The organism is Comamonas aquatilis (assembly GCF_965139575.1).
GTDB lineage: Bacteria > Pseudomonadota > Gammaproteobacteria > Burkholderiales > Burkholderiaceae_C > Comamonas > Comamonas aquatilis.
Map to the genome: position 1 here is coordinate 323,388 of NZ_CBCSIW010000004.1, position 23,318 is coordinate 346,705.

Annotated in this window: 23 protein-coding genes and 1 tRNA gene; 8 read left to right on the forward strand and 16 right to left on the reverse strand. The window is 58.5% G+C overall.

What is annotated here, in order from left to right; genetic code table 11:
- Window positions 1-54: 54 nt before the first annotated feature.
- From serB to mfd, 4 genes are all read right to left on the reverse strand, one after another.
- The gene (gene serB / locus ACNAZA_RS08380) at window positions 55-768 is read right to left on the reverse strand and encodes a phosphoserine phosphatase SerB (protein ID WP_415796047.1); all 714 of its coding nucleotides are present in this window, start codon (window positions 766-768) and stop codon (window positions 55-57) included.
- A gap of 121 nt (window positions 769-889) precedes the next feature.
- Window positions 890-1,876, reverse strand: coding sequence for a Bug family tripartite tricarboxylate transporter substrate binding protein (locus ACNAZA_RS08385; RefSeq protein WP_415796049.1), 987 nt, complete (start codon window positions 1,874-1,876; stop codon window positions 890-892).
- A 174-nt stretch (window positions 1,877-2,050) separates the two neighbouring features.
- Window positions 2,051-2,722 (reverse strand): hypothetical protein, encoded by a 672-nt coding sequence (locus ACNAZA_RS08390; protein WP_415796050.1) that lies wholly within the window; start codon window positions 2,720-2,722, stop codon window positions 2,051-2,053.
- A 69-nt stretch (window positions 2,723-2,791) separates the two neighbouring features.
- A complete protein-coding gene (mfd, locus tag ACNAZA_RS08395) occupies window positions 2,792-6,283 on the reverse strand; it encodes a transcription-repair coupling factor (protein ID WP_415796051.1) in 3,492 nt (1,163 codons plus the stop codon).
- A 107-nt stretch (window positions 6,284-6,390) separates the two neighbouring features.
- Between mfd and ispD the strand changes: the two genes are divergently transcribed.
- Window positions 6,391-7,182: a 2-C-methyl-D-erythritol 4-phosphate cytidylyltransferase gene (gene ispD, locus ACNAZA_RS08400; RefSeq protein WP_415796052.1), complete on the forward strand. Its 792-nt coding sequence runs from the start codon at window positions 6,391-6,393 to the stop codon at window positions 7,180-7,182.
- Window positions 7,183-7,244: 62 nt separating this feature from the next.
- Window positions 7,245-7,724, forward strand: coding sequence for a 2-C-methyl-D-erythritol 2,4-cyclodiphosphate synthase (gene ispF, locus ACNAZA_RS08405; protein WP_415796053.1), 480 nt, complete (start codon window positions 7,245-7,247; stop codon window positions 7,722-7,724).
- 50 nt (window positions 7,725-7,774) lie between these two features.
- Here ispF and ACNAZA_RS08410 read toward each other — a convergent pair whose 3' ends face one another.
- Together ACNAZA_RS08410 and ompR are read right to left on the reverse strand one after the other, a co-directional pair.
- A complete protein-coding gene (locus ACNAZA_RS08410; protein WP_415796054.1) occupies window positions 7,775-9,271 on the reverse strand; it encodes an ATP-binding protein in 1,497 nt (498 codons plus the stop codon).
- 245 nt (window positions 9,272-9,516) lie between these two features.
- Complete coding sequence (gene ompR / locus ACNAZA_RS08415; protein ID WP_120968743.1) at window positions 9,517-10,248, reverse strand: osmolarity response regulator transcription factor OmpR; 732 nt, start codon at window positions 10,246-10,248, stop codon at window positions 9,517-9,519.
- Window positions 10,249-10,561: 313 nt separating this feature from the next.
- Here ompR and ACNAZA_RS08420 point away from each other — a divergent pair, with 313 nt between their 5' ends.
- Window positions 10,562-11,314 carry an SIMPL domain-containing protein gene (locus tag ACNAZA_RS08420; protein ID WP_415796056.1) on the forward strand — a complete coding sequence of 251 codons (753 nt, stop codon included), beginning with the start codon at window positions 10,562-10,564 and terminating at the stop codon, window positions 11,312-11,314.
- Window positions 11,315-11,466: 152 nt separating this feature from the next.
- On the opposite strand, the gene ACNAZA_RS08425 is transcribed toward ACNAZA_RS08420, so the two are convergent.
- Window positions 11,467-12,249 (reverse strand): 3-hydroxybutyrate dehydrogenase, encoded by a 783-nt coding sequence (locus ACNAZA_RS08425; RefSeq protein ID WP_415796109.1) that lies wholly within the window; start codon window positions 12,247-12,249, stop codon window positions 11,467-11,469.
- A gap of 75 nt (window positions 12,250-12,324) precedes the next feature.
- Here ACNAZA_RS08425 and ACNAZA_RS08430 point away from each other — a divergent pair, with 75 nt between their 5' ends.
- From ACNAZA_RS08430 to ACNAZA_RS08440, 3 genes are all read left to right on the forward strand, one after another.
- A complete protein-coding gene (locus ACNAZA_RS08430) occupies window positions 12,325-13,350 on the forward strand; it encodes an alpha/beta fold hydrolase (protein WP_415796057.1) in 1,026 nt (341 codons plus the stop codon).
- The gene (locus ACNAZA_RS08435) at window positions 13,347-15,593 is read left to right on the forward strand and encodes a RelA/SpoT family protein (RefSeq protein WP_415796058.1); all 2,247 of its coding nucleotides are present in this window, start codon (window positions 13,347-13,349) and stop codon (window positions 15,591-15,593) included. Before ACNAZA_RS08430 ends, ACNAZA_RS08435 begins: the two co-directional genes overlap by 4 nt.
- An 81-nt stretch (window positions 15,594-15,674) precedes the next feature.
- A tRNA-Val gene (locus ACNAZA_RS08440) sits at window positions 15,675-15,751 on the forward strand.
- Window positions 15,752-15,911: 160 nt separating this feature from the next.
- Here the strand turns inward: ACNAZA_RS08440 and ACNAZA_RS08445 are convergent.
- Window positions 15,912-16,214 carry a hypothetical protein gene (locus ACNAZA_RS08445; RefSeq protein WP_415796059.1) on the reverse strand — a complete coding sequence of 101 codons (303 nt, stop codon included), beginning with the start codon at window positions 16,212-16,214 and terminating at the stop codon, window positions 15,912-15,914.
- 471 nt (window positions 16,215-16,685) lie between these two features.
- The gene (locus ACNAZA_RS08450; protein WP_415796060.1) at window positions 16,686-16,895 is read right to left on the reverse strand and encodes a helix-turn-helix transcriptional regulator; all 210 of its coding nucleotides are present in this window, start codon (window positions 16,893-16,895) and stop codon (window positions 16,686-16,688) included.
- Between the two features lie 365 nt (window positions 16,896-17,260).
- Between ACNAZA_RS08450 and ACNAZA_RS08455 the strand changes: the two genes are divergently transcribed.
- Window positions 17,261-17,563 (forward strand): hypothetical protein, encoded by a 303-nt coding sequence (locus tag ACNAZA_RS08455; protein ID WP_415796062.1) that lies wholly within the window; start codon window positions 17,261-17,263, stop codon window positions 17,561-17,563.
- A gap of 21 nt (window positions 17,564-17,584) precedes the next feature.
- Here ACNAZA_RS08455 and ACNAZA_RS08460 read toward each other — a convergent pair whose 3' ends face one another.
- From ACNAZA_RS08460 to ACNAZA_RS08475, 4 genes are all read right to left on the reverse strand, one after another.
- Complete coding sequence (locus ACNAZA_RS08460; protein ID WP_415796063.1) at window positions 17,585-17,836, reverse strand: hypothetical protein; 252 nt, start codon at window positions 17,834-17,836, stop codon at window positions 17,585-17,587.
- Between the two features lie 603 nt (window positions 17,837-18,439).
- A complete protein-coding gene (locus ACNAZA_RS08465; protein ID WP_415796064.1) occupies window positions 18,440-18,673 on the reverse strand; it encodes a hypothetical protein in 234 nt (77 codons plus the stop codon).
- Window positions 18,666-18,995, reverse strand: a complete 330-nt coding sequence (locus tag ACNAZA_RS08470; RefSeq protein WP_415796065.1) for a hypothetical protein — start codon at window positions 18,993-18,995, stop codon at window positions 18,666-18,668. The genes ACNAZA_RS08465 and ACNAZA_RS08470 overlap by 8 nt, the downstream gene beginning before the upstream one ends.
- 98 nt (window positions 18,996-19,093) lie before the next feature.
- The gene (locus ACNAZA_RS08475; RefSeq protein WP_415796067.1) at window positions 19,094-19,843 is read right to left on the reverse strand and encodes a BRO-N domain-containing protein; all 750 of its coding nucleotides are present in this window, start codon (window positions 19,841-19,843) and stop codon (window positions 19,094-19,096) included.
- Window positions 19,844-20,332: 489 nt separating this feature from the next.
- Here ACNAZA_RS08475 and ACNAZA_RS08480 point away from each other — a divergent pair, with 489 nt between their 5' ends.
- Window positions 20,333-20,908, forward strand: a complete 576-nt coding sequence (locus ACNAZA_RS08480; protein WP_415796068.1) for a hypothetical protein — start codon at window positions 20,333-20,335, stop codon at window positions 20,906-20,908.
- Between the two features lie 372 nt (window positions 20,909-21,280).
- Here ACNAZA_RS08480 and ACNAZA_RS08485 read toward each other — a convergent pair whose 3' ends face one another.
- The 3 genes from ACNAZA_RS08485 to ACNAZA_RS08495 all read right to left on the reverse strand — a co-directional run bounded on the left by ACNAZA_RS08485 (window position 21,281) and on the right by ACNAZA_RS08495 (window position 23,270).
- Window positions 21,281-21,442, reverse strand: a complete 162-nt coding sequence (locus ACNAZA_RS08485; RefSeq protein WP_415796070.1) for a transcription initiation factor TFIID subunit D10 — start codon at window positions 21,440-21,442, stop codon at window positions 21,281-21,283.
- A 389-nt stretch (window positions 21,443-21,831) separates the two neighbouring features.
- Window positions 21,832-22,041: a hypothetical protein gene (locus ACNAZA_RS08490; protein ID WP_415796071.1), complete on the reverse strand. Its 210-nt coding sequence runs from the start codon at window positions 22,039-22,041 to the stop codon at window positions 21,832-21,834.
- Between the two features lie 956 nt (window positions 22,042-22,997).
- Window positions 22,998-23,270, reverse strand: coding sequence for a hypothetical protein (locus ACNAZA_RS08495; RefSeq protein WP_415796073.1), 273 nt, complete (start codon window positions 23,268-23,270; stop codon window positions 22,998-23,000).
- Window positions 23,271-23,318 lie beyond the last annotated feature (48 nt).

Sequence of the window (23,318 nt, forward strand, 5' to 3'; positions counted from 1 at the left end):
AAAAAGCCGCCGGGCGAGGCCGGGCGGCTGATACTGGCGCGGGGAACGACCTGTTTACTGCAGCACTTCCAGCAGGCGATCGAGCCCGCCTTCGTTGATGGACACCTTGGCTTCGTTGCGCACGCGTGGCTTGGCGTGATAGGCCACCGACAGGCCAGCGGCCTGCATCATGGGGATGTCGTTGCTGCCGTCGCCCACGGCAATGCACTGCTTGGACGAGATGCCGATCAGGGAAGCGACTTCCAGCAGCGTGCGGCGCTTTTCGGCGCCGTCACAGATATCGCCCCAGGCCTGCTCGACCAGGCCGCCGGTCAGCGCACCGTTGCGGATCTCCAGCACATTGGCACGCACGAAATCGATGTTCAGCAAGCCGCGCACATGCTCGGCAAAGTAGGTGAAACCGCCCGAGACCAGCAGCACCTTGAGCCCGGCGGCCTGTGCGGCCTTGACCAGGGTTTCAGCACCGGGCGAGAGTTGGAGGCGCTCGGCCAGCACGCGTGCCATGTCGGCCTCGGTCACGCCCACCAGCTTGCCCACGCGCTGGCGCAGACTGTCCTTGAAGTCGGTGATCTCGCCGCGCATGGTGGCTTCGGTAATCGCTGCCACCTCGGCCTTTTTGCCCGTGGCGTCGGCGATCTCGTCAATGCACTCGATGGTGATCAGCGTCGAGTCCATATCGAAAGCGATGAGCTTGAAATCGGCCAGTTTCAGCGGCGCGGAAATGCCGCGAATCATCAGGCCGGGAGCGAATTCGGTTGCGTCAGTCATTGCGAATACTTGGTGGAGCAGGTGATGAAAGACTGCAGGCCGCAGCGTGCCTGGAGTATGGCCGCCATTATCCGCTGATGTGGGTGCCCGCTGGCGGCACCCACGGCGGACAACAGCCGATTTACTGCGCTTGAATGCCGGCGGCCTTGACCAGCTCTGCGTGCAGCTTGATCTCCTGGGCGATGGCCTGCTTGAGCTGCTCGGGAGTGGAGGGCGCCACTTCCATGCCGTTTTCACCGAGCTTGGTCTTGATGTCGCCGGCCAGGGCCACGCGCACGGCCTGGTTGAGCTGGTTGACGATGGCCGGCGGCGTTTTGGCCGGCGCGAACAGGCCCACCCAGGCCGAGAGATTCAGATTGGCAAAGCCGCTCTCGAGCATGGTCGGCGTGGCGGGCAGGGTGCTGGCGCGGGTGGGGCTGAGCAAGCCCAGCGCATGCAGCTTGCCGGACTGTATATGGGGAAGGGCCTCGGGCAGCACGGCAAACAGCATGTCTACATTGCCTGCCAGCGTGTCGTTGACGGCAGGGGCGCCGCCTTTGTAGGGCACATGCAGCATCTGTGTCCGGGTGCGGGTCTCGAACATGAGCCCCGCCAGATGCTGAGGGCTGCCGTCGCCAGAGGACGCAAAGGTCAGCTTGCCGGGCGCAGACTTGGCCGCGCTGACCACGGCGGCCACGCTGGGAAATTTTTGCTTGTCCTTGACCACCAGCACCATGGGCTGGTTGACCAGACGGCTGATGGGCTGGAAATCGGCCTCGGGGTCGTAGGGCAGGGATTTGAAGATACTTTTGTTGGTGGTCAGGAACGAGGCCGGCGACACCATCAGCGTATAGCCATCGGGTGCAGAGCGGGCCACGGCTGGCGTGCCGATCTGGCCGGAGGCACCGGCCTTGTTCTCCACCACAAACGGTTGCTTGAGATCGACGGCCAGCTTTTGCGCCACCTGGCGGGCAATCATATCGGCGCTGCCGCCGGCGGGCAGGGCGACGATGACTTTGACGGCGCGTTCGGGGTAGGCGTTCTGCGCCTGGGCGCTCAGAGCAAAGCCGGCGGCCAGTGCGCAGGCAAGTGTGGTGTGTATGGCGGCGCGAATGGGCTTGGAGAACATGCGATCCCTTATGTCATCAAGATATGCACCGGCTTGGTGAATGCTGCGGTGCGACACCAGATGATGAGCAAGCCCTGTGCCAGCTGCCTTGGCGTTTAGCCTGATGGGAAAGATGCTGTTTGCGTAAACCTCCGAAAACTGGCTGAAGCGCGCATTGCATGAATGTGCAGTCGCTCAGCCCTCAGGATGGTGAGGCGGAACGAGGTAAATCGCATCCGACCAGGTAGCCATCCACTGGGGACGGAACACCACAAACACGGCGGTCAGCATGCCGGTGGTGATTCCATCGCTCCAGGCCATAAGCCAGCGGGCCATGCGCGATAGATCGTCATTGACGTTGGGGAGCACATGGCCGGCCCACTGGCCAAGCAAAGAGGCCAAAAACACGCTGAGCACTGTGCCCAAAAAGCCGCGTAAAAGAATAAATACAAAAATGTTGTGCCAGCACCAGCGGCGCACTGCCGCGCCCCAGAGCATGGCCAGCGTGGCCGGCATCAGCCCTTGCCAGACCAGCATGCCAAGGGTCTCCTCCAAGCCAAGAGCGGGAGCGAGTCCAAAGGCAATAGCGCTTACCGCAAGCAGCACGGGGACTGCAAGCGGCCAGCCGAGCAAAAGCACGACCAGCGGAGCCGCAGACCAACGCAGCTGCAGCGGCATCTGGTGCAATGCGGGCAAGGCCCAGATCCAGGGCAGCAGCACCAGCACGGCCAGCAGCGGCGTCAGCAGCGCAGAGGTGACCGGCTGCTGCATGCCGCCGGGGCCGTGCCGGCTGCCCAGCATGCGCCAGGGGCGACAGAGCAGGGACAGTGACAGGGCCAGCAAAGCGATCACGGTTTCGAGAAACATGGCGGTTCAGACAGTCAAGGCTGAGGTCCATATTGCACGCCATGCATTGGCAGCACTGCAAGAGCTGTTTTATGCGTGGGCCTCGGCTTGTGCCTTAAGCGGTTGGCCCAGGCTGCGCAGCACATCGCGCACCATCTGGGCGCGGTCCTTGGGGTTCTCCAGTGCTTTTTCTATGCGCAGCTTTTCGTTGCCCGCCAGCTTGATGTGCTTGTTCTTCTGGATCAGATGAATGATGTTCATCGGGTCGATCGGCGGCTGGGGCTTGAAGGTGATGTTGATCACGCCCGGCGCTGCATCGACCTTGACCACGCCATAGGGCTGGGACAGCACGCGCAGGCGGTGGACGTCGATCAATGTCTGCGCCTGGGGCGGCAGCTTGCCGAAGCGGTCCACGATTTCTTCGAGCAAGGTGTCGATCTGATCGGCCGTCTTGGCCGTGGCCAGCTTTTTGTAGAAGGACAGGCGCAGATGCACGTCGCCGCAATAGTCGTTGGGCAAGAGCGCGGGCGCGTGCAGATTGATGTCGGTGGAGGCCGACAGCGGCGACAGCAGATCGGGTTCCTTGCCTGCCTTCAAGCTGCGCACGGCTTCAGACAGCATTTCGTTGTAGAGCTGAAAGCCCACCTCCAGCATATTGCCGCTCTGGTTCTCGCCCAGCACCTCGCCGGCGCCGCGAATTTCCAGATCGTGCATGGCCAGATAGAAACCGCTGCCCAGCTCTTCCATCTGCTGAATCGCTTCCAGGCGCTGCTGGGCCTGCTTGGTCAGGCTGTCCAGATCCGGCACCATCAGATAGGCATAGGCTTGGTGGTGGCTGCGGCCCACGCGGCCACGCAGCTGGTGCAATTGGGCCAGGCCGAACTTGTCGGCGCGGCTGATCAGAATGGTGTTGGCCGAGGGCACGTCGATGCCGGTCTCGATGATGGTCGAGCACAACAGAATGTTGTAGCGCTGGGCCACAAAGTCGCGCATCACGCGCTCCAGCTCGCGCTCGGGCATCTGGCCGTGGGCCACGGCAATGCGGGCCTCGGGCAGGATTTCCTCGAGCTTTTGCCTGCGGTTCTCTATGGTCTCGACTTCGTTGTGCAAAAAGTAGATCTGACCGCCGCGCTTGAGTTCGCGCAGCACGGCTTCGCGAATCACGCCCGTGCCTTCGTTACGTACAAAGGTTTTGATGGCCAGGCGCCGCTGCGGGGCGGTGGCAATCACCGAAAGATCGCGCAGGCCTTCGAGTGCCATGCCCATGGTACGGGGAATGGGGGTGGCGGTCAGTGTGAGAATGTCCACCTCGGCGCGCATGGCCTTCATGGCCTCCTTGTGGCGCACGCCAAAACGGTGCTCCTCGTCGATGATGAGCAGGCCCAGGTTCTTGAACTGGGTGGATTCGGACAGCAGCTTGTGCGTGCCGACCACGATGTCCACCGTGCCGTCGGCAATGCCTTTGATGGCGGCCGTGATTTCCTTGCCCGAGCGGAAGCGCGAGACCTCGGCCACCTTGATCGGCCATCTGGAAAAGCGATCGACCAAGGTCTGGTAATGCTGCTCGGCCAGCAGCGTGGTGGGCGCCAGAAATGCTACCTGCTTGCCGCCCATGGCCGCGATGAAGGCCGCGCGCAGGGCGACTTCGGTCTTGCCAAAGCCCACATCGCCACAAACCAGGCGGTCCATGGGCTGAGGCGAAATCATGTCCTGCACCACGGCGTGGATGGCGGCGCGCTGATCGGCGGTTTCCTCAAAGCCGAAGTCGGCCACAAACTGCTCGTAATCGGCCGTGGGAAAGCGGAAGGCATGGCCCTGGCGTGCCGCGCGGCGGGCGTAGATATTGAGCAGTTCGGCGGCGGAGTCGCGCACCTGCTCGGCGGCCTTGCGCTTGGCTTTTTCCCATTGCGTGCCGCCCAGCTTGTGCAGCGGCGCATCGTCGGGCGAGACACCGGTGTAGCGGCTGATCAGCTGCAACTGGCTGACCGGCACATAAAGCACGGCATCGCCCGCATATTCCAGATGCAAAAACTCCTGCAGCGCGGGCGTGCCGTCGGGGTTCTTCTGGCCCATGTCCATATTGATCAGCCCGCGATAGCGGCCTATGCCGTGATCGGAGTGAACAATCGGGTCGCCGACCTTGAGCTCGGACAGATCCTTGATCAGCGCTTCCACATCGCTGACCTGCTCCTGCCTGCGGCGCTTGCGGCCCGTGGGGCTGGTGGCAAACAGCTCGGTTTCGGTGACGAAGTCCAGGCCTTCTTCCACCCAGGCAAAGCCCGTCATCAGGCCCGAGGTGGCGATGCCGACTTTCTCGCTGCTGTCGCTTTGGAACTCGGCCAGCGAGTCGAATACCGGCGGGTTGACGCCCGAGGCACGGAAAAAGTCCAGCAGGCTTTCGCGTCTGCCGTCGGATTCGGCCAGAAGCAAGACACGGTGAGCGCTGTCTGCTATATGTTTTTGCAGCTTGGCCAGCGGGTCTTCGGCACCGCGAACCACGGAGAGATCCTGCAGCTTTTGGAAGATGGCGCTATCGGTCACATCTTCCGTGCCCGGGCGCAGGGCCAGCTGGGCGTACTCCTTGCTGCGGGTATAGAACTGGTCTGCAGACAGAAACAAGGTCTCGGGCGGCAGGGCCGGGTGGTCGGGGTCGCCCTGCACCAGGCGGTATCTGTCCTTGGTGTCTTGCCAAAAGCGCTGCAGGGCCGGCTCCAGATCGCCGTGCAGCACCACGGTGGCATCGTCGCCCAGGTAATCAAAGACGGTGGCGGTCTCGTCAAAGAACAGCGGCAGGTAGTACTCGATACCGGCGGTGGCGATGCCGGCGCCCATGTCCTTGTAGATGCGGCTGCGCGTGGGATCGCCTTCCAGCAGCTCGCGCCAGCGGCTGCGGAATTTGGCACGCGCCTCCTCGTCCATGGGGAATTCGCGGCCGGGCAGCAAACGCACCTCGGGCACGGGGTAGAGGCTGCGCTGCGTATCGGGATCGAAGGTGCGTATGGAGTCGATCTCGTCGTCGAACAAGTCCACGCGGAAGGGCACGGTAGAGCCCATGGGGAAGAGGTCGATCAAGCCGCCGCGCACGGCATATTCGCCGTGGCTGACCACTTGCGAGACATGCTGATAGCCGGCCAGCGTGAGCTGGGCCTTGAGCTTGGCCTCGTCCAGCTTTTGCCCGCTCTTGAATTCAAAGGTGTAGCCCGCCAGAAAAGCGGGCGGAGCCAGCCGATACAGCGCCGTGGTGGCCGGCACGATGACCACATCCGCGCCTTGTTCCTTGTCGCGTTGGTTGATGCGCCACAGTGTGGCCAGTCGCTCGCTGATCAAATCCTGGTGCGGCGAGAAGCTGTCGTAGGGCAGGGTTTCCCAGTCGGGGAAGAGGGCGCAGCGCAGATCGGGCGCAAAAAATGCCATCTCCTCCATCAGCCTATGGGCGTCCGCCGCATCGGCCGTGACAATCGCCGTCACCCGGCCGGCCTGCTTTTCGCGCTCGCCCAGCTTGGCAAGCAGCAGCGCGTCGGCGCTGCCGGTGGGGCGGGGCAAGTTAAAGCGTTTACCGGGGATGAGCTTGGGCAGTTGCATGGATTCGGGTGGGAAATCAGAAATACAGCGGGACAAAAGGGCAAAAAACTCAGCGCAGCCGGGTCATCAGTCATCCGGGCGCCGCCCGCGATTTTAGAATGCAGGCCATGACAGATCGGTCTTCCATGAAAGCGCCACAGCAACAGCAGGGTCAAGCCCCGGCCAGGTTCTGGGCATTGATCCCTTGCGCCGGCGTGGGTGCCAGAGCGATTACCGCTGGCAGTGCGGCGCCCGAGCTGCCCAAGCAATACCAGCCGGTGGCGGGCAGCCCCATGGTCATGCACACACTGACGGCGTTTGCGGGCGTGCCGCGGGTTCACCACAGCCTGGTCGTGATTGCGGCGGGCGACAGCTTCTGGCAACAGCTGCCGGCGGCAGACCACTATGGCACAGAGGCTTGCGGCGGCTCAACACGGGCCGAGACCGTGGGTAATGGCCTGAAAGCCTTGCTGGACCGTGGTGCCCAGCCGCAGGACTGGGTGCTGGTGCATGACGCGGCTCGCTGTCTGGTCACCTCCGGGCAGATCAATGCCCTCATCGATGCCTGCGAGCATGATGCTGTGGGCGGCTTGCTGGCCCATCAGTTGCCGGACACGCTCAAGATGGCCACCATGGGCGTTGACGGGGTGCGCGTGGCGGCCACGGTGGACCGCAGCGACAAATGGCTGGCGCAGACACCGCAGATGTTTCGTATCGCAGTGCTGATGGACGCGCTGGCCAAAGCTGGCGCAGCGGGCGTTGCCGTGACCGATGAGGCCAGTGCCATGGAGGCCGCAGGCCTGCAGCCCAAACTGGTGGCCGGTGGAGCGCAGAACTTCAAGGTGACCTATCCGGACGACTTTGCGCTGGCGGCGGCCGTGTTGCTGCAGCGCCAGGCTGTGGTGCAAGCTAGGCACTGATTTTTACTCCTTGTTCAATAGCGTGTTGTGCTTTTTGAATAAGGGATTGACAAGGTTTTAGTATGAATTTCCGTATAGGTGAAGGCTGGGATGTGCATGCACTGGTGCCCGGGCGCAAACTGATTCTGGGTGGCATCGAAGTGCCGCATACCCTGGGCTTGCTCGGTCATTCGGACGCCGATGTATTGCTGCACGCGATTACCGATGCCTTGCTGGGCGCGGCGGCGCTGGGCGATATCGGCCGTCATTTTTCGGACAGTGATCCTCAATTCAAGGGCGCCGATTCAGCGCTGCTGCTGGCCGAAGCCGCTCGGCGTGTGCGTGCCAAGGGGTTCGAGATCGGCAATATCGACAGCACCATCGTGGCCCAGGCGCCCAAGCTGGCGCCACATATAGACAAGATGCGCGAGCGCATTGCCCAGGTGCTGGCGCTGGAGCTGGAGCAAATCAATGTCAAGGCCAAGACGGCCGAGAAGATGGGCCCTGTGGGCCAGTTGCAGGCCATGGAAGCGCGTGCCGTGGCCTTGCTCTACAAGGCTTGAGCTCTTCACAAGCCAAAAGGCTTGCAGCCGTTGAAGCTGCAAGCCTTTTTTCAATCTTCGCGGCTTTTGTCCGAATTGCGCTGCGGCAGATGCCGTTTGATGGCCGGGCGCTGTAAACGCTGCTCGGGTGCAGCGCCTGCAGTGACGCCCGTGGCGCGCTGCAGCTGGATGTGAGCCACCAGACCACCGGTGGACGAGTTGGACAGGGCGAATACGCCGCCCATGCGCTGCACCGTCTTGTCCACAATCGAAAGGCCCAGGCCGGCACCTGCGGCGGCCGTGCGCGCGGAATCGCCGCGGAAGAAGGGCTGGGTGAGGTTACCCAGCTGCTCGGGCGGCACGCCTTTGCCATGGTCGCGGATGCGCACCACCACCCAGCCTTCGGTTTCCTTGGCGCTGATGTCGACCAGCGTGGTTTCGGTGTCCGGCGATTTGCCGTAGCGGCGGGCGTTTTCAAACAGATTGGAGATCACGCGGGCCAGTTCCACCTCGTCGGCCAGCACATAGACATCCTCGGGAATCGTCATGCTGATCTGCAACTCGCGGTGGTCTTGCACGGCATAGACGCAGGAGGAGATCACCGCATGCAGATCGACGGGGCTGAGCGTCACGTGGTCGGGGCGGGCGTAATCCAGGAATTTGTCGATGGTGGCATCGAGCTGCACGATGTCGGCCACCATGTGCTCGCGAGCCACCTCGTCGTCCACGCTCATCTCCGTCTCCAGCCGCAGGCGCGCCAAAGGCGTGCGCAGGTCGTGGGAGATGCCGGCCAGCATCACGGCGCGGTCTTGCTCCAGCTTGGCCAGCTTTTTCGCCATGCGGTTAAAGCCGATGTTCACCTCGCGAATCTCGCTGGTCACGGCTTCCTCGTCGAGCTGGCTGGCGGCAAAGTCGCCATCGCGCACGCGGTTGGCAGCATAGGACAGCTGTTTGAGCGGACGATTGATCAGACGCGCAATGGCGGCCGCACCGATGAGAGAGAGCATGGCCGCCGTGATCAGCCAGATCACCCAGGTCTGGCCGCTGGCGGGGGTGAAGCGCGAGCGATCCATCAGCAGCCAGTTGCGGTCGCCGTTGATGTTGAAGCCCACCCACAGGCCGGGCTCGCCGTTGACGCTGCGTGCCACGATGGTGCCGTAGCCCAGGCGGCGGGTCAGCTCTTCCGTCAGGCGGTTGCCCAGAGTGGAGTTGTCCAGCAGCTCGAAATGGTCGCCAGGCTCGCGCGGCAGAATGCGCACGCCTTCCTGGTCGGCCATGGTCTTGATCAGGGAGACGCGGTTGATGGCGTCCGAGTGCACCAGGGCCGCACGGCTGAGGTTGACCAGAGAGGCAATCTGCTGGGCGGTATGCAGGGTGCGGGGTTCAAAGTCCAGGGCGCGCAGCGTCTGCAGCCAGGCCAGAATGCTGCCCACCAGGAGCAGGGCCAGCAGACAGAAGGTGCGCCAGAAAAGATTGAATCCCAGGGGTGAGCGTGCAGTCATGCGCCGCTCGTATTCCAGAGGCGCGGGGCTGGTTGCATCAGGAGGCATGGCGGGTAAGGCACTCATGAGCAGCAGTGGTCAAAAACAAAACAAATTCTTCATCGGGTCAAACCATAGGCGCAATGAGACAAGTCGAGGTTACCGGTTGTCTATATGCCGTCGATCTGTTGTAAAACGGGCAGACCGTGCCACAGAGGACCGGCCTGTCGCCAGTCTGCAGGCGTCTTCTTATACCCGAAAGCAGAGGCGCAGGGCCTCCGCTTGGTGCTTACCCATGGCACGGTGTTCTGGGCAAACCATGTGGCTGTCGGTCAATTGACGCCATCGGGTACGAACACATAGCCCACGCCCCAGACGGTCTGGATATAGCGGGGCGCTGCAGCATCTTCTTCAATGAGCTTGCGCAGACGTGAGACCTGCACGTCCAGGCTGCGGTCAAAAGGCTCGAACTCGCGGCCGCGGGCCAGCAGGGCCAGCTTTTCACGCGACAACGGCTGGCGCGGGTGACGTACCAAGGCCTTGAGCATGGCGAATTCGCCGGTGGTCAAAGGTAGTTCCTCGCCGCTTTTTTGCAGCACGCGGGTGCCCAGATCGAAGGTGAAGGGGCCGAAACTGACCACTTCGTTGTCGCCGGACGGCGCGCCCGGTGCTTCCTGCGGGGGACGGCGGCGCAGCACGGCATGGATGCGGGCCAGCAGTTCACGCGGGTTGAAAGGCTTGCCCAGGTAATCGTCGGCGCCGACTTCCAGGCCCACGATGCGATCCACGTCCTCGCCCTTGGCGGTGAGCATGATGATGGGGGTGCGGTCGTTGGCGGAGCGCAGGCGGCGGCAGATGGACAGGCCGTCTTCGCCGGGCATCATCAGATCGAGCACGATCAGGTCTACGGTTTCGCGCAGCAGGATGCGGTTCAGTGCCTTGCCGTCTTCGGCAATCATGATCTCGAAGCCTTCTTGCGTCAGATAACGGCGCAGCAGATCTCGAATGCGGGCATCGTCGTCCACCACGAGGATCTTGTCGGTACGGTTGCTTTGCGTGGCCATGATCGTCCTTGTTTGGTTCACTTGTAACAGCACCCATTGTTACCAGCTTACGAAAAAAAAACAGCGAAAACCGCTTGAATCTTGCGCTATGTTACATATGTTGCGTTTAAATATGGGACGATAAATGTGTCATATCGATTGGTTTGCTAATATTTTCCTTGTTGATACATAAATTGTTCTGTTTTTGAGTTTAATTTGGCTTGCTGGTACATGGTATCCACTATGGGCTGACAACGTCATGCTGGATTCAATGACGGCAGAAACAGAACGGTATGTGTCTGTGCTCCGCTATTTATTGCAAAGGGTGAACCCAATGAACAAGTATTCCTGGACTGATTCCCGACGCCGCGCTGCGGCTGGCGTGCTACTGCTGAGCGCACTGTGCAGCGGCGGCACTGTTTTGGCGCAAGGCACCACAGCGGTGCAGACAGCTGCGCGTCCCATGAATGTGCTCAATCTGCAGGCCCAAGGTGTGGTCGAGGTCAAGCAGGACTGGCTGACAGCCACGTTGTCTGCCACCAAGGAGGGTCGCGATGCGGCAGCGGTTCAGTCGCAGCTGCAAAAAGCGGTGGAAGCGGCCATGACCGTGCTGCGCCGCGATGCGCAGGCCGGACAGCTGGAGCTGAGCAGCGGTAACTTCTCCGTCTCGCCGCGCTATGGCAACAACGGCAAGATGGATGGCTGGCAGGGTCGGGCCGAGATCGTGCTGCAGGGACGCGACTTTGTACGCATCACCCAGGCGGCGGCCAAGGTGTCGGAGATGACGTTGGCCTCCATGGGCTTTGGTCTGTCGCGCGAGGCGCGGGAAAAAGTCGAGGGCGAGGCCCAGGCCAAGGCGATTGAGGCGTTTCGCCAGCGCGCCGCCAGCATTTCCAAGAGCTTTGGCTTTACCGGCTACAGCTTGGGCGAGATCACGATCAACAGCGGCGAAGGCACGATGCGGCCACCCTATCCCCGGATGATGGCCATGGCCAAAGCCGGCTATGCCGACGCTGCGCCGGTACCGGTGGAAGCCGACAAGGCCGAGGTGACGGTCAGCGTGTCCGGTTCGGTGCAGATGCACTAAGGGGCGCAGTGCTGCGGCCCAGGGCTAATTAAAAAAGGAGCGGCTGGCGCTGCTCCTTTCTTGGTTTGGGTGGTAAATAGCGCCAAAACCCAATAGGGGAGGGCGCTATATGCTATGGATTGATGAGTCAAGGCGACGGCGGCCCGGTGCGCTTATTGTGCGGCCCAGCCTCCATCCATATTCCAGGCCACGCCGCGCACATTGTTGCTGGCGGGCGAGCACAAGAAGACGGCCAGATCGCCCAGCTCCTCGGGCGTGGTGAACTGCTGCGACGGCTCTTTTTCGCCCAGAAGCTGCTTGGTGGCTTCCTCGTTGCTGATGCCCAGGGCCTGCGCCTTGGCATCGACCTGCTTTTGCACCAGCGGAGTCAGCACCCAGCCGGGGCAGATGGCATTGCAGGTCACCCCTGAGGTGGCGTTTTCCAGTGCGGTCACCTTGGTCAGCCCGACGATGCCGTGCTTGGCCGCGACATAGGCCGATTTTTGCGCCGATCCGACCAGACCATGGACCGAGGCCACATTGATGATGCGGCCCCAGTTGGCCTTTTGCATGGCGGGCAGGGCCAGCCGGGTGGTGTGAAAGGCGCTCGTGAGATTGATGGCAATGATGGCGTCCCACTTCTCTACGGGGAACTCCTGCACGGGCGCCACATGCTGGATGCCGGCGTTGTTGACCAGGATGTCCACGCGACCAAACTCGGCGGCCGCGTATTGCATCATTTCCTCGATTTGCCCGGCCTGGCTCATGTCGGCACCGTGGTAGCCGACCTTGATCTCAAACGCTTTGCCGGCTTGCTCGACCTGGGCACGTGGGCCTTGCACGTCGCCAAAACCATTGAGCACGATGTTGGCGCCTTGTCGCGCCAGTGCCGTAGCAATACCCAGGCCTATCCCGCTGGTCGATCCCGTCACGAGAGCGGTTTTGCCTTTCAACATGGACATACAGAGTCTCCGAATGAATTACGATGCGACAAAGCCATTATCGGCCCCGGCCTTGCGAATGCGTTCTCCATGAATCAACCTACGCTGAACTACGTATCCTGCCCCGGAGCCTCCGCGCTCGCGCCCACATGGTCCGATTCCAGCCGCAAGCAGCAGGTGCAAGCCCTGCCAAGCGGCGTGCACCGCATGGCCTACTGGGAGTGGAACAACACCGGCAATCCCGCGCATCCGCATGTCATTGTTTGCGCGCACGGCCTCTCGCGCCAGGGACATGACTTTGATGTGCTGGCCGCAGAGCTGAGCCGGTTTGGCCGGGTGATCTGCCCCGATGTGGTGGGGCGCGGCGAGAGCGACTGGTTGCAAGACCCCATGGCGTACCAGGTGCCGCTGTATGCGGCCGACATGCTGGCGCTGCTGGCCCAGCTGCATGGCCGGTCCCCCATCCAGATACTGGATTGGGTGGGCACCAGCATGGGCGGCCTGATCGGCATGGGGCTTGCCGGTCAACCCCACCTGCCGCTGCCTGTGCCCGTGCGCCGACTGGTACTCAACGATGTGGGGCCGGTGATCGAGTGGGGCTCGCTAGTGCGCATAGGCTCCTATCTGGGTAAAAGCTTGCACTTTCCCAACTTCGAGATGGCGGCTGCCGCCATGCGCTTGATTTCCACGGAGTTTGGCCCACATAGCGACCAGCAATGGGCAGATTTCTCCAGGGCCATGGTCAAGCCAGATCCCGCAGGGGGTGTGGTTCTGCACTATGACCCGCGCATTGCAGCTCCGATGGCGCATATGACGCAGGAATTGGCACAGGCTGGCGAGGCCCTGCTGTGGCAGCTGTATGACCAGATACAGGCACGTGTCTTGCTTGTTCGTGGTGCGCAATCGGATCTGCTTTCGCGGGCCACGGCCCAGGCCATGGCCCAGCGAGGGCCCAAAGCCCATTGCACGGAACTGGAAGGCGTGGGCCATGCTCCAACGTTGATAGCGCCAGGGCAGGTTGCACTGCTGCGCAAATTCTTACAAGGCGAACAGGCAGACATTGAGCTGCCGCTCACCATGAGTCTTGCCGAACAGGCATACAAGGATGCTGAATGAAGACCAGCGATACGGCGGCGCCTGCGGGAGCTGCCGATGCATCGGATACAGATGCGCCCCGCATTGTTGAACCTACGCCGCATCTGTTGATGGCCACGGCCCAGACCTTGCCCGAGCAGGTCAATGCCCTGGCTCGCGCGCGTGCTTTTGCCGAACCCCTGATTGCCAGCGAGTTCATGGAGACCGGCGAGAACACGCTGGCTCATGCTGACGCAGTGGCCGCGATTCTCAAGAAGATCGGTGGCTCGGAAACCATGCAGGCCGCAACCTATCTGGTACATGCCAGCGTGCACCTGAACAAGCCGCAGGAGGTGATTGCCAAGGCATTTGGCGAGAACTTTGCCACGCTGGCCATTGAAACCGTCAAGCTCATGCGGGTGCAGCAGCAGGCGCGAGGCGGTCGTACCAGCCAGCAGGTGGACGATATTGCGACCCAGAACGAGAACGTGCGCAAGATGCTGCTGGGCTTCTCGCGCGATCTGCGGGTGGTGCTGCTGCGCCTGGCCTCGCGTCTGCAAACCCTGCGCTACTACGCTGCAGAGAAAAAGCCGATAGCGCCCAGCATCGCCAGGGAAGGGCTCAACGTCTTCGCGCCGCTGGCCAATCGCCTGGGTATCTGGCAGATCAAGTGGGAGTTGGAGGATTTGTCCTTCCGCTTTCTGGAGCCCGAGACCTATCGCGAGGTGGCGCGTCTGCTTGATGAAAAGCGGGTGGAGCGCGAAGCCTACATGGAGCAGATGCGGGCTCGCCTGGAAGGTGATTTGCGTGCCCACAGCATCAGCGCCACGGTGCAAGGGCGGCCCAAGCATATCTACAGCATCGTCAAGAAGATGCGCGGCAAGTCGCTCAATTTCGATCAGTTGTTCGACATTCGAGCCATGCGGGTGGTGGTGCCCACCATCAAGGATTGCTACGCGGCCCTGTCCTGGGTGCATCAGCAGTTCACGCCGTTGGAAAAAGAGTTTGACGACTATATAGCCAGGCCCAAACCCAATGGCTACCAGTCTTTGCACACCGTGGTGCGCGACGAGACCGGCCGGACCATAGAGATTCAGATTCGTACCCAGGCCATGCATGACCATGCCGAGCATGGCGTGGCTGCGCACTGGGCCTACAAGGAAGCCGGTACCAAGGGCTATGCCGGTGTATCGGCCGCCAGCGAGTACGACGCCAAGATTGCCGTGCTGCGCCAGTTGCTGGCCTGGGGTAGTGATCTGGCAGCGACCAATCACCGTGGCCTGTTCGAAGACCGCATCTATGTGCTCACGCCCGATGCCGCCGTGATCGAGTTGCCCCAGGGGGCGACGGCTGTGGATTTTGCTTACTCGGTGCACACCAGTCTGGGCCATCGTTGTCGTGGTGCGCGCGTGGATGGCGTCATGGTGCCGCTGAATACGGCGCTGCAAAACGGTCAGACCGTGGAAATCAACACGGCCAAGGAAGATCGTCCATCGCGCGACTGGCTCAATGCGGATCTGGGCTATCTGGTCAGCAACCGGGCCAAGGCCAAGGTGCGCGCCTGGTTCAATGCCCAGGCCACGCACGAGACGGTGGCGCGCGGGCGGGAATCCGTGGAAAAACTGCTGCAGCGTGAAGGCAAGACTGCCATCAAGCTGGAAGATCTGGCCACGCAGCTGGGTTTCAAATCGGCAGATGCGCTGTTTGAAGTGGTGGGCAAGGACGAGTTTTCGCTGCGCAATATCGAAGCGGTGCTGCGCCCCAGTGAAGAAACGGCCGAGCCCGAAGAGTTCACCATGGTGCGCAAGGCCCGCGGCACGGACTCGCCCAAGGGCGGCGTGCTGGTTGTGGGTATTGACTCGCTGATGACACAACTGGCCAAGTGCTGCAAACCGGCGCCGCCCGACAGCATTCGCGGCTTTGTCACGCGTGGCAAAGGCGTCAGCGTGCATCGAGCCGACTGCTCCAATTTCCGTGAGATCAGCAGCCGCAATCCTGAGCGGGTGATTGATGTGGATTGGGGCATACCCAAGACCACGGACAAAGTCGGTGCCGTCTATCCGGTGGATGTGGCCGTGGAAGCTGCCGACAGGCAGGGACTGCTGCGTGATATTTCGGAAGTGTTTGCACGCGAAAAAACCAATGTCATTGGCGTACAGACCCAATCGGTCAAAGGCACCGCCTGGATGACCTTCACCGTGGAAGTCTCAGACTCCGGTCGGTTGAACAAGGTGCTGGGGATTGTTGCCGGTGTGGCGGGGGTTCGATCAGCCAGAAGACGCTGATTGCGATGGCTGGCAAGAAAGTTTTCGCTCTCAAAAAATGAGTGGAAAACCCGTGCTACAATTGCTTCATCGAACGAACACAGGCGCGTAGCTCAGCTGGTTAGAGCACCACCTTGACATGGTGGGGGTCGTTGGTTCGAGTCCAATCGCGCCTACCAAACATCGCAAGCGAAACCAGAGCTTGCAGCAAAAATGCCCGCTAACAAGCGGGCATTTTTGTTTCTGAAATCAAAGAATACTGGCGGCCTATTCATAGGCAGGTCGGCAAGTCAGCTCGTTCGGGGCCAATCTGTCACATCAACTGCCTGAACCGGGCGTCTAGTGACCAGAAATGTTGTGCCAGCTGGACTGGCCATCATTAAAGCATTCGGTCCAGGTGGCCACGGTCGGTACCTTGCGAATCGAGAACGTGATTTTGTGAGGAATGCTGGGTCCAAGGGCTGCAGGTTGACCCAGCTTGTCCAAGACTCGCACAACGCTTTGGCTGACCTCTTCGCTGCCGTTGGAGTGCAGAACGATGCGGTACGTTTTGGCGAATTCATCCCATTCTTGCTGCCTGGTGACATAGGCATGCAAGCGCACATATGCACGGTTGGAATTCTTCGCGATGGGGCTATTCATGATCAAGACTCCTGCTTGCTTGAAACCACTTGCCAGATAACGATTCGTTCACAATGTTTTGCAATAGAGATAGCGTTGTATCAAATGCATGCGGTTCGCTATGTAGGTGTATCTGCCGTTATGAATTAGGCGGCTTGGTGCATTTATGTATTCTTGCGATGGATCCAATTTTGAAGTCAGTGGGTATTGCTAAAACTCAGATGCCGGTGTAGAGGCTACGTATACAAAATTGCCTTCTATCTGGCAGGGTTCCTGTGGCGGAAGAGGCCATAGCAGAAGCCGCTGGGCGTAAAGAGGCCTGAGAAATTGCGAGGTTTGCTGTCTTTGAGTGCCTGCCGGCGCCGGGTACCACCAAAAGTGATCTTCCCCACTCAATGATTTACAAGCCCTTGAAAGCCTTATGTGGCGCGGCTTGTCGCGTGGGGATGGTCGAAAATACCATCCCGGATACCACGCAAATAAATGTTCTGTTTATGAGAAATTAGCCTGCGGAGCCGCGGCTTTCTCATTGGATTGGCGGCGGGATTCGATCCAGGCATCGATCTCTGCCTCATCCCATGCCACGCGTCGTGGCGACAGCACGATTCGCTTGGGAAACCGGCCTGCGGCTTCCAGTTTCAAAATCCAGCGATCAGAGTAAGGCACTTTAGCGCAAAGCGCTTTGCGGTCTAAAAGTTTCATGGGATTCTCCAATAAAAAAGCCCGCTCAAGGCGGGCTGGTTCAAGTTAATTTGTGGTGTTAGTGAGTGAAGTTTGCCGCTATTGGGCTTTCCTGCGACTGATTTCCAATTTTACGAATTGGGTCTCAGAAAATGCCGTACTTGTATGCGAAGTAAGCGGCGGCTAGAACACCAATGACGGCGAGTGTGGTCATTACTCTGCGCATATTGCCCCCTGTGAAAGTGAGAGTCATGCTATAGGCTCATCGGTACATTAGGCCGTAGTCGCGAGCCTCCTTAGTTGCTTCGGCAGCATGCCACAGAAGCATCGCCAAGGAAAAAATCGCTGGACTTTCAATGCGACAGATTACTCCTGTGGAGGCAATCATGGAAACAATTGACCAGATGTCTGAAAGACACATTCGTGAGTCTGAGGCCGGCCTTCAGCGCGTTGATGAGCTCATGAAGCGAGCGCAGCAACTGAGCACAAAGGATGAGGGCCAAGTCGAAACTGAGCGGCTACTTGGTCAAGCTGTGAAAGATCGGGAAGAACTCGAGCAGCACCTTGCAGAGCTAAAAAGTAGGCAGGAATCTGACATGGCCAAGCTGGCAGAGGATGGCAGAAATTTTAGGGAGGGGCTCGAAAAAATAAAAACAAATATCGAGAGACTTCTTGCGTCATTGCTCTGAGCCTTTGTATTCGTGGGAAGTTCAGTCGGATCTGAAATCCGCTGCGCTGACTATGCCTTGCACGTACTCAAGCACTTCCAGCGGGCGATATTCCTGGATTGTGTCCATCTCGGGTTTTAGTGGATCCACTCGCTTGTACGGTAGGGGAAAGTTCAAGGGCTTGATGTCACCGATCAGGCGCACAGGCATGCGTTCATTGGCCAGCAAGTGTGTCAACGCTCGGGCGGCCAGCTCAGCGGGCAGAGCATGGGTGGAGAGTGTGGTGATGTTCATGGCTTTTCTTGATGCATTGCACGGTTTTTCGCCGAGAGACGGCGTGCCCTCCTCAAAAAAGCCCGCACAGTGGCGGGCTTGGTTACGGTAAAAGGCCGGTGCTTTTGAGAAGCATGCAAAGCAAATTCGTGAAGGAGGGAGGAGATTGCTTTGCGGCGGCACTAAAGGGTTTTGGCGTAGTGAAAAGAATCCAACTTCGCTGTGGAAGGTCGTGGAACCGGCTGTACGCGGTGGACTTTGACGACCTCAAATCGCTCTGGGCGAATGGGTGCACTTGCTGGGTAGAGTTCAGCTGTATGGCCAAGACTTTTTGTGAGGCTCTGCAGCGCTAGGTTCTAAGGGTAGATGTTCAGGTTTAGGTGAATGCTGTTCACCAGCATCCATAGGACTTGGAGGGAGCTCAGAGATCGGCTTAAGAATAACTGACCACATGTCCCGCCAAAATTCAATGTTTCGTTTGTATGCAAGTAGCGAGAACATATAGACCTCCGGTCTAAGGCAGCAAGCCAATATGACCCGCATGTACCCACAGTACTCTCTTAAATGACCTTAAACCGTCCTTGAAAAATAAGGTGCCCATCGGTTGCGAAGGTTGTTGATTTGCTAATCGCTATCCCGGTGTGAATCCATGGATGGCCTGGCTGGCAGAGGCATGGCCAGGTTGTAGTGCGCCAGCCAGTGCAAACCGCAGGCGCTGTGAAAAGGGTAGGGGCAGCCCTCGTTGGGAGTCAGCCCGGCCGCATAGGCCTCGCGGGCTTCGCGGGCTTCGCGCTCCACGGTGGCTTTGGCTATCTGGGCGGGGCCGCCGGCCCAGGTGCAAGTCAGCAAATCAGCCATAGGCCGCCACTTTGCTGCGGCTGGGCACCAGGGCGCAGCTCATTACCGTGGCCAGCAGCTCGCTGCGTGGCGGGCGGCAGTGCAGGGTGTGGATCTGCGCACGCTCCAGCTCCACCACCAAAGCCGCGCCAGGCTTGAGCATTGGCGCGTGCTCCAGCCAAAAGCGCTGCGCGCTGCGGCCTGTCCACGTTACGCGCCACGGCTCGATGTGGTGGGTGCCCAGTCGGTCATAAAGCAGCATCTGCAACTGAAAAGCGCCGCACCGGGCTGTACTGGCCTGCGGCGATGTTTTGCTGAGGTAAAGAGTGCCGGTATGGCGCATGTTGCCCCCTGAGGTTGGACATGAAAAAGCCCGCGCGGCGTGGGCCGGGTGGGCTGGGTTTTGAGTAAAATTCGGTTCTAGCGCTTATGTGGAAAGCACTAGATGCTATGAATTTGATAGACCTCCCGTAGTTGCAAGCGGCCTTGCTGGCCGGTTTGACCTGGCTGGGCCTGCTGGGCTTGCGCCGCGCCTTGGTGCTGCAGGGCTTGCAGCTCGGCACGCGTGGCCATGCGCTGGGTGCAGGCGGCCGCCAGTCGGGCCAGCGTCGTGTCGCTCACAATCAAGTCGGTGCGCACTGCCTGGGTCAGCTGGGCCAGGGTCATCACCATGGCCCCGGTTTCAATGGGCTGCACATAAGGCGTCATTGCACCGCCCGCGCCGCGGGTGAAAGACAGCAGCAGGCGGGTGAAGTGAGCGGGCTCGTCGCCCTGCATCGCGGCATCAAACACCGCCTGATAAACCTGCAGCGTGGCCGCATGGGCCAGCTGGCGCGCATGCTCCATGCGGCGGGTGTCGGGTTGCTTGGTATAGCCGCCGGTCTGGCGAATGCTGGGCAGCACCTCGCTGGTCACCCACTTGGCAAACTTGCGCGCTTCGGGCTTGCGGCTGCGCAGGACAAGGGCGTAGAGGCCGGATTCGCTGATGATGGTGAGTTGCTGGTTGCCACCAAGGGTGTCACTAGTCGTTACACCCCTTTCGTCATCATCAAGATGATCTGCTACTGCTTTGCGTGAGTTGCGGTAGCCAAGGGCGTTGCAGACGTCGACCGCTGCAAACCAAGGTTGGTTGTCGCGAGTGATGACGCGAACGGCATGTGCGCCGAAGTTGAAGGGGGTGATGGCAGCCATGGCGGCCTCCAAGTGTTTTGAGGTTTGCTACAACCACCGCCGCTTGCTTCCAACCAAATGGCGGTGACTCGAAGGGGTTGGAAGACCGGGAACACTTGCGTAAACCGGCGAGCCTCGCGGCTCCCCCTCCGAGCCACCATAAAACTGGGGCCACAGACGACAAAGCCGCACGACTGCGGTACAGGATGCGGCTTTGTGTCACCGCAAGTATTCAACAGGCTTCCAAACCTGATCACGCTTTACTGGCGTGACGATTCAAAGTGTAGCGGAAGCCTCGCTCAGACGCAAAAAAGCCCGCGTGTGCGGACTCCGGTGAAGGCTTTTTGAGGGGCGGTGACTGGTTGGGTGCGGCCAGAAGCAGCCGGTCAGCACAAATTTTTGAACGACTGTTTTGCTGTATCTAGCAAAGCTGGGTTGATTTACTTGGATTTTGCTACTGACAAGTCCACACTCAACGGTGATTTTTAGCCGCCATACGGGAGATGCCTGATGCAAAGTAACAGATCCCAAGTATTTCTGGCCTCAATTGCTACTGCGTTGCTGTTTTTGGCTTGGCCAGGAGTTTCAAGGTCGCAGTGCTCGAATTCATTGCAAGTGAGCTGCGATGCTTACAAATCTTGCTTTGCAAAATATTGTCCTTGTGAAGCAGAAGCCGACGAGTATTTCATGTCTTACGGGGACAAATACTGCCGGGCCTTTTTAGGAAACGCTGCCCTGTCTGACGCAGGAAGGAAGTGGCGGGAATCCACCATGCGCTGCCTGCAGGAATCCATCGTTCCCTATTTGGATATCTCGGCACAGCCTAAGTGCAACTGCAGACAGATGAAGCGGCGCGCCTTCGACTCTCACGTCGCTTGCTACACCAAGCAGGGGGCGTCCATCTGCGACTTGCCAGCAGGGGACGTGGCACAGATTAGCAAGACCATCGACGTAAAGGATTTGTTCGACAAGGCAGGCTGGAAGCAGATGTATGAGGTTTCTAAAGTCTGCGCGCAGACTGCGCCTGAGGATGGAAGGCGAGCAACCTGGAAGGCTGTTGAAGTGGTTCTGAGCTCGCGAATGTAGTCAAAACAAGTAGGAGCTGTCGTCAAACGCTACGAGGACTGCGTTGCGTCGAGATCGGCTATCTAGAAGAGTCTGCTCTCGGCCAAGCGCACTAGCCTTGGAAGTGGTTGGCATGTGGCTGAGGTCCTTCAAAATAGAAAACCCGCGCGATGCGGGTCTTCTAATTGGTGGTCACGGGTCAGTGCATTTGCTCATTCATTTGCGTCAAAAGTTGTGAGCCTGGTTGGCGCTTATTGCATTTGCATTGCTGCTGACTGAAATTTGGATTTTTGAGCGGCTGCCCCATTTGCATGGGCCAGTAGAAGCTCCAAGAGCGAGGTTCGTTGACCGTTTGGGTTGTCTCAATCTTCGTTGAGATCAGCGAAACAGTTGTCACCCCTGTTGGGCAGGTTTTTTCGGATCTTGCACAGGCTTCTGGCCCGGTTGTTGCGGGTTTGGAGTCTGCTGCTGTGCTTGCTTGTCTTTTTGGTTTTGATCCGCAGGCGATTGGCCTTGTTGGGTCGCAGTGGTTTGTGGGTTGGTTTGTTGAGTCATGGTGAACACTCCTGAGGTTTAGGGCAAATCGGAAAGACCTGCTATGGGTCCAGGCGTCACTTTGAAAGGAGCCACGGGGTGGGGATTCTTTGTGGAGCGATGTCCTGGGTGATGGTGCTCACGACGACCGTCTGTTAGCACCGTTAAAGCAACATTCATCTAAGTGATGTTGCTATGTAGATCTCGTTGTTTTTTTATCAGGATTTTCTGTTGAAGCTCCTGATCTTCTTTCTGCTCGTCTATTGGCGATTTCTTGTGCTGATTTTCTGGAAGATTTGTTCTGTTGTTGATGCCGTAGAAAGCTTTTTTTATTGAGCACCAAAAACCTTGGCATTGAGAATTTAGGTAGGTCATAAGGCCTCCTGTGTTTATTTTGTCACCTTAATTAATTATTCATCTGAAGGTGCTTTTCTCTCTTGGGGAATTTGTGAATTCTTTATGGCTTCTCTGGATGATTCATCAAATTCTGGTGATTCACTCATTCGATCGTCATTTGACGTTATGGTGAAATCGTCATCATTCACAAGGTATTTATCAATATCTAGTAGATGTGGTCTGCGCACCTTAAATATAAGCGTATTTTTATCGATGAAGGGCATAAAGGCCTCCGGTCTTTATTTCTGGAAAGTCGTGCTTGACTTCCATTAATGAACAATACGCCTATTTCAAAAACAAAACCCTTTTCACACAAAGAATTACGTTAATTGAAAATGTGTCAGACTAGGGTTAATCTTCTTATGGCTAGCGTGGTAAAGCTTTGAGTGCTATCAGTGCGTGAGTGATTTACACAAAATGTTATCGTTTAATTCGATAAATATGGTTTTGTCAGTTTGATTAATTTGCTTTAAGAGAAAGCCGAATTAAAGATGTAAGTTCAGGTGAAAAAATCATTCCAGGATAGCGCTTGAAGGCATGCCGCATACGCTATTTAGATGCCTAAATAGCTGCAAAGCAGACAGGGAATTGGTGTGCCAGCGGGCAAGGATCTGAAGGTCAAACCTCCGTGAAGCTAACGATGAAGAGTGACAGAAGAACGGGCTTGGTAGTCCTCTTCCGTTGCGTTGCTTCGTTGTGCTAGACGAGATTTTTTGATGCGTACATGTGGCTCTTTGTGTTCGCTTTTAGGCAATCTGGCTTCGTAAATTTCTGGGCAATAAACATAGTCACCAGCAGGAACGGCAGTGCTATCAATTTCTTGAAAAACGGGCTTATTTTCCAATGAGTGTTTTTTTGATATGGTTAACATATAGGCCTCTATTTTAGTGAGGAAATTATTAAAACTTCCTACCGTTAATCGTACGCCTTCTACGTTAAAAAGCCACCCGAAGGTGGCTGGCTGATCTATTTTTAGACTGAATTGGCGTAATTGGCTTACGCATCACGATTGATTCGCTGCTTTTTTTCCAGCACAGGTTCATCCGATTTAACATTCGTTTCTTCCTCTTCTGGCTGGCCCGGAAAAGCTCGTGCCCAAGGGAAGAGCGTATGCATAAGATTCGACCAAAGATTGTTGGCCCTAGATAGTGGTAGTACAAACATATAAATTTCCTTCAGCTTAGCCGCTCAGAAATTTCTTTCCCACAATCTTCATCCCCACTTGAGTGGCTTTAGGTGATGGGATCCTGTTTGCAACAAGATCACTCAAAATAAAGCGGCCCTTTTTGATGGGGTGGTCAGGCGTATGGGAGTAGTCGTCATGAGAGACCGAGTGGCTATCGACGTCTGGATGCCCGGTTTTACGGGTGCGGACATTGAAATTATTTTTGACTGTGGCTTTCATACAAGCCTCCGATTCAATAAAGCACTCAAAAATGACTGCTTTCTTCACGGTACTCTCTTTTCATGACAGAAACCGGTTTTGAACCAACACTTACAG